Source organism: Flavobacterium filum DSM 17961, from assembly GCF_000425465.1.
Lineage (GTDB): Bacteria > Bacteroidota > Bacteroidia > Flavobacteriales > Flavobacteriaceae > Flavobacterium > Flavobacterium filum.
This window is the reverse complement of sequence record NZ_AUDM01000013.1, coordinates 81677-94044: the sequence shown is the minus strand read 5'-3', so window position 1 is coordinate 94044 and position 12368 is coordinate 81677. Positions and strand designations below refer to the sequence as shown.

The window sequence follows — 12368 nt, the reverse complement described above, 5'->3', positions numbered from 1 at the left end:
AAGCAATTTCAATTAACCTTACCATAAACTTTAATTGTAGAAATCTTATTTCATTTGCAAAACCTTCATTCAATGTTGAAAAAGCGAAAAGTTGATTTAGTTGTTATTTCCGATGTACATCTAGGAACATTTGGTTGTCATGCCAAAGAATTGTATGCTTACTTATCCCACATTAAACCAAAAATTTTAATTCTTAACGGAGATATTATTGATATTTGGCAATTCCGTAAATCCTACTTTCCAAAATCACATTTAAAGGTGATAAAAAAAATCATTGATTTGGCTTCAAAAGGAACAGAAGTCTACTATTTGACTGGGAATCATGATGAAATGTTACGCAAATTTAGTGATGTATCAATTGGAAATTTTTCTATTTTGGATAAATTGGTTTTAGAATTGGATGGCAAAAAAGCGTGGTTTTTTCATGGAGATGTATTTGACTCATCTGTTCAACATGCCAAATGGATAGCTAAATTGGGCGGAATTGGTTATGATTTATTGATATTGGCAAATCGATTTATCAATTACTTATTGCAAAAAGCAGGAAAAGAACCGTATTCATTTTCAAAAAAGATAAAGCAAAATGTAAAAAAAGCGGTCAAATTCATTTCAGATTTTGAAACAACTGCAGCAGAATTGGCAATTGAAAATGGGTATCATTATGTAATTTGTGGTCATATTCACGAACCAAAATTAATACGAAAAGTCAATAAAAAAGGAACTACATTCTATTTGAATTCAGGCGATTGGGTTGAAAATCTAACTGCATTAGAATACCATAAAAAAAGATGGAAACTCTACCGATATGACAAAGATACCAATATGGTTGAAGAAGATTATTTTGAATTAGAAACAAAATTAAGTGAGCAATTAGTGGCTTCATTAATTTTTGCCAAAAAGTAATTTTTTTTTCTTTAATTTGTTTTCTAAACTAATAACTAATAAACAATTATGAAAAACAAATTAGTAGCTTTTTTATGGCTGGCTATTGCAAGTGTTTCTTGTTCCTCTGATGATGATTCAAGTGGAACTACAGCAGTTAATTATTATCCATTAACATCAGGTAATAGCTGGAACTATGAAGTGGAAGGCGAAACAGTACAAACAGATGTTCTAACGGTTGGTGATGACGTTACCATCAATGGCAAAACGTATAAAAAAATGTTGACTGAAACTACTCCAACCGGAATGTATTGTACATTTTTAAATAACAATGGATTACGTAAAAACGATAATAAAGTGCTTTTATCCGGAGCCATTACGTTTGATTTAGGTTTATCTGCTCCATTTGAGTTTCAGTTAGATGATTTTGTTATTTTGAAAGAAAATGCAACTTCAAACGAAACGCTTGCTACCAAAACCGGTACTATTGATCAAGATTTTGACGGAATACCCGTAACAATTGATTATACACTTAAAACTGTTGGTGTTGAATCACTACCAACATTTACTACTACAAGAGGTGAAGTTTATACTGATGTAAAAAAAGTAAAATTCACAATTGCATTGAAAGTAGTTGCGGTAATAACAATTCCAGGTAGCCCAATTCCTTTAAGTGTTACAATATTAAATACACAAGATGTTGTTACAGCCAATCAATATTATGCAAAAGAAATTGGAATGGTATATGCTGAAAACGTGATTAGTTATAACTTAGCTATTAATCCGGATGATTTTGATTTACCAATACCACAATCTGCAACCCAAACCCAAAAAGAATTTTTAACCACCTATATCGTTAATTAAATTTTAAATTATACGAATTTGCTTTTAGAAGCGTTAAATTTGTAATAATTTAAATTTATAAACCATGAAAAAAGTAGTTTTATCAACATTATTTTTAGTTCTATGTACCATTGGTGCAAACGCTCAGACATTTTCTAAAAATGCAATTGGTCTTCGATTAGGCGACAATGACGGTTTTGGAGGTGAAATTTCATATCAAAGAGGTTTTTCTGATGTTAACCGATTAGAAGTTGACTTAGGATGGAGAAACAGTAAAGATTGGGATGCATACAAACTTACCGGTCTTTATCAATGGGTATGGAACATTGAAGGTGGATTTAATTGGTTTGTTGGTGCCGGAGGTGGAATCGGAAGTTGGAATTATGAAAAAGGTCCTGCTAATGATAGTGGAACATTTTTATTTGCAGCCGGGGACATTGGAATTGAGTACCATTTTGACTTTCCTTTGATGCTATCGTTGGATTTTAGACCAGAAATTTATTTTGGTGACGGTTACAGAAACGATAGTTTTGGTCCGGATATTGCTCTTGGCGTTCGATATAAATTCTAATACATAAACCCTGATTTTTTCAGGGTTTTTTATTTAATAATGATATTCTTTTTAGAATTTATTTTTATAACACACATCGGATTGGTCATTACACTAGTAGCCATTCCTTTTGGTGCATTTTCCTTTATGGTTAAAATGATATTTTCATTGGTTTCTTCAGCGTTTTCAATAGTGAAATAATATCCTCCGGATGATTTCTGTCCCATATTTAAGATAATAAAATTAGCTTTTAAAATATCTTCTTGTTTTACCTTTTTCTTTAAATCTACATCATTTAGGATCATTTTAAATTCTTTCTTTTCCGTTACAATTTCATAAAATTGAAAAGCCGCTCCTTCATGCTCATCTTGCTTTAAGATTTCATAAAGTGGTAAATTTTCAGTTGTTTTGGGAGTTGAACAACCATAAATCAATGTCATCAAGAACATCATTAAACCTACTTTTTTCATATTTTTTCCATTATTGATTTTGCAAAAGCTTTTTCATAAATTGATTCATACATTGGTAAAATTTCAGCAATATCAAATTCTTTGGCTACTTCATAAGCTTGCTCTTTGAACCGATTTAAAGTATCTTCATCTTTTAATATATGTAAAGCATTGTTGGCCATACTTTCTATATCACCCACATTACTTAAATAACCTGAAAAACCATCTTTATTTACTTCCGGTAAACCACCGGTATTACTTGAAATAACCGGAACTTTACAAGCCATGGCTTCTAATGCTGCCAAACCAAAACTCTCGGTTTCAGATGGCAATAAAAACAAATCGGTAAAACACAAAATTTTATCAATCTCATTGCTGTTTCCAAAAAAAATGACTTGATTTGAAATTCCCAATTCTTCACACAATAATTCTGCTTTTTCTTTTTCAGGGCCCTCTCCCACCATCATCAATTTAGCCGGAATATGTTGCTGAATTTTATAAAATATCTGAATAATATCCGGAATTCTTTTTACTTTTCTAAAATTACTGATATGTGTAATAATTCGTTCGTTATCTTTAGCCATTAAAGAACGATAACAAGGAGTTCCATCTTCTGGTTTCGGTTTATTAATCTCTATAAAATTTGGAATGACCTCAATTTCTTTATGAATGGCAAAATGTTTCAAAGTATCTTCTTTCAAATTCTTTGATACTGAAGTTACTACATCCGATTGATTGATACTAAACGTTACAGCAGATTTGTAAAAAGGATGTTTTCCAACCAAAGTAATATCAGTCCCGTGAAGCGTTGTAACCATTGGAAGGTTGATTCCTTCTTCTTTTAACATTTGCTTTGCCATGTATCCAGCGTAGGCATGCGGTATTGCATAATGCACATGTAACAATTCAATTTTATGCAGTTTTACCATGTCCACCAACTTGCTGGAAAGAGCCAATTCATAAGGTTGATAATGAAACAACGGATATTCCGGAACATTCACTTCATGAAAATGTACATTCGGATTTAGTAATGCTAATCGAACAGGCTGTTTATAGGTAATAAAGTGAATCTCATGACCGCGTTGAGCTAATTCTAACCCTAATTCAGTGGCTACTACTCCACTTCCTCCAAATGTTGGATAACAAACAATGGCAATTTTCATGTGCTTTTTTTTGACAAACAAATCTACATTTTTCAAATCGGCAAATTCGTAAGAATTCGTTAAAATTATGGTTTATAACAAATCAAATTGAGTTGTATTTTTTAATTCTGATATCATAAAAGAACTATGCGTACTGCCAATATGCTTCAAATTGGTTAGTTTGGTTACCATAAATTCTCTGTATTCTTCCATATTTTCAACACAAATTTTAAGAATATAATCATAATCTCCACTAACATGAAAGCATTCTAACACTTCTTTCAATTGGGTAACTTCATGTTCAAATGTATTCAAATATTCTTTTGTATGCTGAATCAATTTGATATGACAAAAAACTACAAAACTCTTTTTAATCTTTGTTCTATTCAGTAAAGCAACATAATTGTGAATCACTCCTTCTCGTTCTAATTTCTTAATTCGTTCATATACAGCCGTGACCGAAAGATTGAGTTTTGTTGAGAGTTCTTTGGTTGTTTTTTTACTGTCTTCCTGCAAAAGCATCAAGAGTTTTTTGTCTATTAAATCAAATTCCATTTTCTAAATAATTAAATTTTCTAATTTGTATTAAAAAGCAATTCAAATATACAATTTTTTTCTATATAAATTAAAAATAATAGATATAAAATCTAATTTAATATAATACTATTGATTATTTTACTGTTATTTCATTATTTTGTAATGAATAGTAACATTATACTTATGAATAAAGAAACTTTTAATCCGGCTGATAAAATTCAAGATTTACAATATTTTGGCGAATTTGGTGGTGTTAATCCATCGATTTCAGATAGTTCAACTTATACTTTTCTATCTGCAAAAACGATGTTTGATACCTTTGAAGGAAATGCAGAAGGTTGTTATTTATATTCACGTCATTCCTCACCCATGAATCTTTATCTTGGTGAAGCTCTGGCTGCTATGGAAGGTACCGAAAGTGCCAATGTTGCCGCTTCCGGAATGGGTGCAATAACTCCGGTTCTTTTGCAATTGTGTGCAGCCGGTGATGAAATAGTTTCAAGTAGAACCATTTATGGAGGAACGTATGCTTTTATGAAAAATATGTTACCCAAATGGAACATTAAAACCTACTTTGTTGATATAACCAAATTAGATAGTGTTGAAGCAGCTATTACAAAGAATACCAAAGTGTTATATTGTGAAACCGTAAGTAACCCTTTATTAGAAGTTGCCAACATTGAAGCTTTATCAAAACTTGCCAAAAAATACAACATTAAATTGGTTGTTGACAATACTTTTTCACCGCTTTCTGTCGCTCCTGCAAAATTGGGAGCAGATGTTGTAATTCACAGTTTGACTAAATTCATCAACGGAAGTAGCGATACCGTTGGCGGTGTTGTTTGTGCAACCCAAGAATTCATCAATGATTTAAAGAATGTAAATAACGGTGCAAGTATGCTATTGGGACCAACAATGGATAGTATTCGTTCGGCAAGTATCTTAAAGAATTTAAGAACTCTTCACATTCGAATGAAACAGCATAGTCATAATGCGGCCTATTTAGCTGAAAAATTTGAGAATGATGGTTTAAAAGTGGTTTATCCCGGTTTAAAAAGTCATCCAAGTCATGAAGTTTACACCAACATGATCAACAAAGAATATGGTTTTGGAGGAATGATGACCGTTGATGTTGGAACGTTGGAAAAAGCAAACCAATTAATGGAATTGATGCAACATCGAAATCTAGGTTATTTAGCTGTAAGTTTAGGATTTTACAAAACCTTATTTAGTGCTCCGGGAACTTCAACATCATCTGAAATTCCATTAGAAGAGCAAAAAGAGATGGGTTTAACCGACGGATTAATTCGCTTTTCAATTGGTTTAGACAACGATATTGAACGCACATATCAAATGATGAAAGCTTGTATGATGGAATTAGGAATACTTTAAGAACATCAGCAAGTATAAAATTTCAAAATCCGATTCAATTGAGTCGGATTTTTTGTAATTTTGATAAAATCATTGTTATGAAAAAAATATTTATTTTTTTGTTTATTTCACTTTCAATAAATGCTCAAGTGATTGATTTTCATGATACTATTTTCAAAAATAGATTACTATCAGCCAACACAGCAAATGGAATAGCAAAGAATAGTTTTGGTCAAAACATTAAAATAGATAGTAATGACAATGGTCAAATTGAGGTATCTGAAGTTTTATTGGTTTTTGAATTGAATATATCAACCTCACCAATAAATACTGTTAATGATACGTATGATTTAACCGGAATTTCTAACTTTCAAAATTTAAAAATACTGAATTGTAATGGAAATCAACTCACGAGTTTAGATTTAAGTAGCTTGTCAAACCTAGAAGAAATCAATGCTAATAATAATCTTTTAATTGATTTAAACGTTTCCAATTTAGGACAATTAAAAACATTAAAATGTGCCTACAACAATATAAGTTCATTAAATTTAACCGGCTTAAACAATCTAGAAACACTTCGAGTTCATAGCAATAATCTTAGTTCTTTAAATATAACAGAAACACCAAATTTGATTCAATTTTACTGTAGCTCAAATAATTTTACATCATTAGATTTAACAGTTCTTCCTCAGTTAAAATATACTGCATTTGACCACAACAACATAACTTCTGTAAATATTGAAAACTTAGCATTTCTAGAAGAGGTTATTGGTTCTAGTAATGCCATTTCTTCTATTAACTTAAACGGATTGAATGCTTTACGTTTTCTAATATTATCCGAAAATAATCTCTCACAAATTGGAATATCTAATTTACAAAATCTAAATTATTTTGACATTTCTAATAATCCTTTAACCTCATTAAATTGTAATGGTTTATTAAATCTAATGTATTTATCTGTCAACGATACATTGATAAGTGATTTGAATTGCAGTCAAACAGGAGTAATTCAGCTTTTTTGTAAAAACAATCAAAATTTAACGCAAATTAATGTTAGAAATAATATTAATTCTAACTCCGATCCTGATATGTTGTTTTTTGCTTTTGATTTCAATAATCTACCTTTATTAGAATCGATTTGTATGGATGATTATGAAGTTTATAATCTAAACTATACTGACTATAATGTAAATGAAAATGTTTTGATTTATATTGGTGATAATTGTGATATTCCAACGCAAGTACCTGCTATGAATATTGATGGTTTTGAGATGCTAGCTTTGAATGTTTACCCCAATCCAACATTTAATTCATTTTCAATTTCATCCGATACTACTTTACTTATCAATAAGGTTTCAGTTTATAATTCTATAGGACAATGTTTGAAGGTGTTTTCTTCAAACCATTCTGATTATGACATCAGTAATTTTAGGTCTGGAATTTATTATGTAAAGATTGAAACAGATCGGGGAATGAAGAATCAAAAAATTATAAAAAAATAAAAATATTATCCGATTCCAACGAGTCGGATTTTTTATTTCTCATTTAAGCTAATTTTTATATCTTGCATCATTAAACATCATTCATGGAAAGTCAAGACATTAAACCATTCGACCCAAAAGACGAACAACTTATTGAAAATAAAAACCTTTCACTATTTGAAGCACTACTCCCGATTTTTCTTTTAATCGGAATTCTTGGTTATAATGTTTATGCGTATGAAGACAGTGCTACTTCCGGTCCAAATCAATTTGCCTTAATTATTGGTGCAGCTATTGCCGCAATGGTCGGATTTAGAAATAAAGTTTCGTATGCCGCCATGATGGAAGATGTATCCAAAAATGTAAAATCTACATCGGGAGCAATTTTAATTCTTTTGATGGTAGGAGCTTTATCGGGAACTTGGTTATTAAGTGGAGTAATTCCAACGATGATTTATTACGGATTACAAATTTTACATCCGGCAATTTTTCTTCCGGCTTGTTTAATCATTTGCTCCGTAATATCAATTGCAACCGGAAGTTCGTGGACAACTTCTGCTACGGTTGGTATTGCTCTAATTGGAATAGGTTCAACCATCGGAATGCCTTTAGGAATGGTAGCCGGAGCCGTAATTTCAGGGGCTTATTTTGGTGATAAACTTTCTCCACTTTCTGATACAACTAATCTTGCACCGGCAATGGCTGGAACGGACTTATTCACACACATTCGCTATATGACGTTAACAACCGTTCCAACAATGGTGTTGACGTTAATTATCTTTATCTTTTTAGGTTTGGCACAAAACACTTCCGGTGTGAGTGATTCTTCTGCCACATTGGCTTCTATCAAAGAAACATTTACGATTTCTCCTTGGTTGTTTTTAGTTCCCGGAATTGTAATTTTACTCATTATAAAGAAAACTGAACCCTTAATTGCTTTGTTAATTGGAACACTTTTAGGAGGTTTATTCGCTTTGATTTTTCAACCGGAATTAGTCGCTAAAATCGGTGGAAGTAACCAACTTTCTTTTATATCCGGTTACAAAGGCGTAATGAATGCCATAACTGTTGAAACATCTATTGAAACCACCAATGAAATGTTATCTGACTTATTTTCATCAAAAGGAATGAAAGGAATGTTGGGAACCATTTGGCTAATTCTTTGTGCGATGGTATTTGGAGGTGTAATGGAAGCCATTGGAGCTTTAACGCGAATTACAGATTCACTTTTAAAATTATTCCACACTACATTGGGCTTGTTTGCCAGTACAGTTACGAGTTGTTTAGCATTGAACTTAACTGCTTCTGATCAATATTTAGCTATAGTAGTACCCGGAAAAATGTTTGCTAAAGCGTATCAAGATAAAGGATTAGCTCCTGAAAACTTGAGCCGTTCGTTAGAAGATTCAGGAACGGTTACTTCAGTTTTAATTCCATGGAATACTTGCGGAGCCTACCAATCGGGAGTGTTGGGTGTTTCTACTTGGGCCTATTTACCGTATGCATTTTTCAATATTATCAGTCCGTTTATGACATTGACTTTTGCAGCGTTTAATATTAAAATCAAACAGCTAACTACTAAATAAAGTGTATATTTTGAAATTGATTTGAAGCATTTTTATTATTTAATTCTTTATTTATTTGATTTAACTCTTTTAATAGCATTGATTGTAAAATCATTTACAAACGAGGATTAACCTTTTTTTATTTAGCATCATAAATTTGGGAAATATTTTATATTTTTGAAGACTAAATTTAAATAAAAAATGGCAACAATTACATTAGGAGGAAATCCGATACATACCAATGGAGAATTACCTATAAAAGGTTCAAAAGCACCAGATTTTCAATTAGTAAAAACCGATTTATCAACAACAACTCTAAGCGATTATGCCGGTTCAAAATTAGTTTTAAATATATTTCCAAGTATAGATACTGGTGTTTGTGCAACTTCTGTTCGTACATTTAATCAAAAGGCTTCTTCCCTTCAAAACACCAAAGTATTATGTATTTCAAGAGATTTGCCATTTGCTCAAAAACGTTTTTGTGGTGCAGAAGGTATTGAAAATGTAGAAAATTTATCTGATTTCAAAAACGGAAGTTTTGGTGATCAATATGGTTTAACAATTACGGATGGTCCTCTTGCCGGTTTGCATTCAAGAGTTGTAATAGTTTTAGATGAAAACGGTGTAGTTTTACACGCTGAACAAGTACCGGAAATTGCTCAAGAACCTAATTATGATGCCGCTTTAGCTTGTTTATAACATGATAGACTTAAATAAAGACAATGGATTTGTTAAGGGTAGAATAAAAAGTTTAAAATTTGCAATTGGTGGAGCTTTTAAACTAATAACAACTGAACATAGTATTATGGTTCAGTCTTCTTTAGCTGTAATGATTACTATTGCAGGGTTTTATTTTCAGATTACAAAAGAAGAATGGTTGTTTCAAACACTAGCTGTAGGTTTAGTTTTAGCTATTGAAGGATTAAATACCGCTGTAGAGAAAATCGCTGATTTTATCCATCCTGATTATCATGAAAAAATAGGTTTTATTAAAGACATTGCTGCCGGAGCTGTATTTTTTGCTGCAGTTACAGCTTTATTAGTGGGTGCAATCATTTATTATCCGTATATTGCTCAATAAGAATTAACAATTCATCAAAGGAAAATGGCCAACGCTACAAATTCTTCCAAAAAAGAAACTGATACTGTAAAAACACCAAAAAAGCGATTTACGTTTACTAAACAACATCGTTTTTTATTAGGTGTAGTTTTGGTTCTTTTTTCTGTAGCATTATTTTTATCAATAATCTCTTTTTTCATTTACTGGAAACAAGATCAAAGTGCAGTAAACAGCTTGGCTGATCGTTCTGTTGAAGTACAAAATTGGTTAGGAAAAATTGGTGCTTATTTAGCTGATTTATTTGTTTATCGTGGTTTTGGAATAGCTTCTCTCCTACTGGTAAAATTATTTTTCTTAACCGGAATTTATCTTATTGCTAATTTTTCTCTTTCAAAATTAAAAGACATTTGGTTTTGGGATATTTATGCTATGATAAATTTTTCATTGCTATTTGGTTTTTTTTCTAACTATATTCCAGAATTGGGTGGTGTTATTGGGTTTGAAATGAATGCTTTATTTCAGGATTTTATGGGTAAACCGGGAACTTTGTTAGTGCTTTTGTTTACTTTCATTATTTATTTAATATTCAAAGTGAATATTTCGCCTGAAACCTTTGAAAAATTCTTTGAAAAGAAGAAAAAAGAAGTCAAAGAAGATTGGACAGAGGCCAATAATTCTCTAGACGAAATCAAAGAAAAAAAGAAAAAAGATAAAGAAGAAACGGAAGATGGTGTAATCAGCATTAAACCTACTTCAAGTTTTGAAATCAATAAAGAAGATTTAAAGCCAACAATTGAGCATTCATCTGAAATAAATTTAGAACCCAAAATTAAAATACTAACGCCTGAACCGCAACCAGTTGTTCGTGAGCCAGAAATAATTCAGACTGATGATGAACAATTTGTAATAGAAAAAGCACCAGAGGAAGAACAAATTGATGAAAATATTGCGGCTCGCTTAGTAGCTGACTTTGGTGAATTTGATCCAACGCTAGATTTATCAAAATATAAATTCCCAACGCTTGATTTGTTGAAAGATTATGGAAGTAGCGGTATTACAATTAATCAAGAAGAATTAGAAGAAAATAAAAATAAAATTGTTGAAACACTTCGCAATTATAAAATTGACATTGCTCAAATAAAAGCAACAGTTGGTCCTTCGGTTACACTTTATGAAATTGTACCTGAAGCCGGTATTCGAATTTCAAAAATTAAAAGTTTAGAAGATGATATTGCTCTTTCCTTATCAGCATTAGGAATCAGAATTATTGCTCCTATTCCGGGGAAAGGAACAATTGGTATTGAAGTACCAAATAAAAATCCAACAATGGTTCCAATGAAATCCGTTTTGGCTTCTCAGCGTTTTCAGGAAGCCGAAATGGAACTTCCAATTGCGTTAGGAAAAACCATTTCTAATGAAACATTTGTTGTTGATTTGGCAAAAATGCCTCACCTTTTAATGGCAGGAGCAACCGGACAAGGTAAATCTGTTGGATTAAATGCGGTGTTAACTTCATTATTGTATAAAAAACATCCTGCTGAAGTTAAATTTGTTTTGGTTGACCCTAAAAAAGTTGAGTTGACACTATTCAACAAAATTGAAAGACATTATTTGGCAAAATTGCCGGATACTTCTGATGCAATCATTACTGATAACACTAAAGTTATCAATACTTTGAATTCACTTTGTATTGAAATGGATAACCGTTATTCGCTTTTAAAAGATGCAATGGTTAGAAATTTAAAAGAATACAATGAAAAATTTAAGAACAGAAAATTAAATCCTAATGAAGGACATCGTTTTCTCCCATATATTGTATTGGTGGTTGATGAGTTTGCCGATTTAATCATGACTGCCGGAAAAGAAGTGGAAACCCCTATTGCTCGTTTGGCACAATTGGCTCGTGCAATTGGAATTCATTTGATTATTGCTACACAACGACCATCAGTAAACGTAATTACCGGTTTAATTAAAGCTAACTTCCCTGCTAGAATTGCCTTTAGAGTTACCTCAAAAATAGACTCCAGAACTATTCTTGACACACAAGGAGCGGATCAGCTGATAGGTCGTGGAGATATGCTTTATACTAACGGAAATGACTTAGTTCGTGTACAATGTGCTTTTGTTGACACACCCGAAGTAGAACGCATTACTGAATATATTGGTTCACAAAAAGCATATCCAAATGCTTATTTACTCCCTGAATATGTAGGTGAAGACAATGGCACAGTACTTGATATAGATATTTCAGAGCGAGACAGTATGTTTAGAGAAGCAGCCGAAGTGATAGTAATTGCTCAACAAGGTTCTGCTTCCCTACTCCAACGGAAATTAAAATTGGGATACAATCGTGCCGGACGTTTAATTGATCAATTAGAAGCAGCCGGAATCGTTGGCCCTTTTGAAGGAAGTAAAGCTAGAGCCGTAAATATTCCTGATTTAAATTCGCTCAACGAATTTTTTAATAATGAACAAAACAATACTTAAA

At 31.8% G+C, this 12368-nt stretch carries 12 protein-coding genes; 9 read left to right on the top strand and 3 right to left on the bottom strand.

Annotation, left to right across the window (positions count from 1 at the left end; all coding sequences use genetic code 11):
* Window positions 1-75: 75 nt before the first annotated feature.
* The 3 genes from H601_RS0109465 to H601_RS0109455 all read left to right on the top strand — a co-directional run bounded on the left by H601_RS0109465 (window position 76) and on the right by H601_RS0109455 (window position 2296).
* Window positions 76-903 (top strand): UDP-2,3-diacylglucosamine diphosphatase, encoded by an 828-nt coding sequence (locus H601_RS0109465; protein ID WP_026711293.1) that lies wholly within the window; start codon window positions 76-78, stop codon window positions 901-903.
* 48 nt (window positions 904-951) lie between these two features.
* Window positions 952-1746 carry a hypothetical protein gene (locus H601_RS0109460; protein ID WP_026711292.1) on the top strand — a complete coding sequence of 265 codons (795 nt, stop codon included), beginning with the start codon at window positions 952-954 and terminating at the stop codon, window positions 1744-1746.
* A 64-nt stretch (window positions 1747-1810) separates the two neighbouring features.
* Window positions 1811-2296 (top strand): hypothetical protein, encoded by a 486-nt coding sequence (locus H601_RS0109455; protein ID WP_026711291.1) that lies wholly within the window; start codon window positions 1811-1813, stop codon window positions 2294-2296.
* A 29-nt stretch (window positions 2297-2325) separates the two neighbouring features.
* Here H601_RS0109455 and H601_RS0109450 read toward each other — a convergent pair whose 3' ends face one another.
* From H601_RS0109450 to H601_RS0109440, 3 genes are all read right to left on the bottom strand, one after another.
* Window positions 2326-2745, bottom strand: a complete 420-nt coding sequence (locus tag H601_RS0109450) for a protease complex subunit PrcB family protein (protein ID WP_026711290.1) — start codon at window positions 2743-2745, stop codon at window positions 2326-2328.
* The gene (gene bshA, locus H601_RS0109445) at window positions 2742-3887 is read right to left on the bottom strand and encodes an N-acetyl-alpha-D-glucosaminyl L-malate synthase BshA (protein WP_026711289.1); all 1146 of its coding nucleotides are present in this window, start codon (window positions 3885-3887) and stop codon (window positions 2742-2744) included. The genes H601_RS0109450 and bshA overlap by 4 nt, the downstream gene beginning before the upstream one ends.
* Window positions 3888-3959: 72 nt before the next feature.
* A complete protein-coding gene (locus H601_RS0109440; RefSeq protein WP_026711288.1) occupies window positions 3960-4421 on the bottom strand; it encodes an Lrp/AsnC family transcriptional regulator in 462 nt (153 codons plus the stop codon).
* Between the two features lie 165 nt (window positions 4422-4586).
* On the opposite strand from H601_RS0109440, the gene H601_RS0109435 reads away from it, so the two are divergent.
* The 6 genes from H601_RS0109435 to H601_RS0109405 all read left to right on the top strand — a co-directional run bounded on the left by H601_RS0109435 (window position 4587) and on the right by H601_RS0109405 (window position 12367).
* Window positions 4587-5795: an aminotransferase class I/II-fold pyridoxal phosphate-dependent enzyme gene (locus H601_RS0109435; protein WP_026711287.1), complete on the top strand. Its 1209-nt coding sequence runs from the start codon at window positions 4587-4589 to the stop codon at window positions 5793-5795.
* A gap of 77 nt (window positions 5796-5872) precedes the next feature.
* On the top strand, window positions 5873-7276 hold the full coding sequence (locus tag H601_RS0109430; protein ID WP_156900379.1) for a T9SS type A sorting domain-containing protein: 1404 nt from the start codon (window positions 5873-5875) through the stop codon (window positions 7274-7276).
* 83 nt (window positions 7277-7359) lie between these two features.
* Window positions 7360-8841 carry a Na+/H+ antiporter NhaC gene (gene nhaC, locus H601_RS0109425; RefSeq protein ID WP_035655804.1) on the top strand — a complete coding sequence of 494 codons (1482 nt, stop codon included), beginning with the start codon at window positions 7360-7362 and terminating at the stop codon, window positions 8839-8841.
* A gap of 180 nt (window positions 8842-9021) precedes the next feature.
* A complete protein-coding gene (tpx, locus tag H601_RS0109415) occupies window positions 9022-9519 on the top strand; it encodes a thiol peroxidase (protein WP_026711284.1) in 498 nt (165 codons plus the stop codon).
* A gap of 4 nt (window positions 9520-9523) precedes the next feature.
* Complete coding sequence (locus tag H601_RS0109410) at window positions 9524-9901, top strand: diacylglycerol kinase family protein (RefSeq protein WP_026711283.1); 378 nt, start codon at window positions 9524-9526, stop codon at window positions 9899-9901.
* A 24-nt stretch (window positions 9902-9925) separates the two neighbouring features.
* On the top strand, window positions 9926-12367 hold the full coding sequence (locus H601_RS0109405) for a DNA translocase FtsK (RefSeq protein WP_026711282.1): 2442 nt from the start codon (window positions 9926-9928) through the stop codon (window positions 12365-12367).
* Window position 12368: the final 1 nt, after the last annotated feature.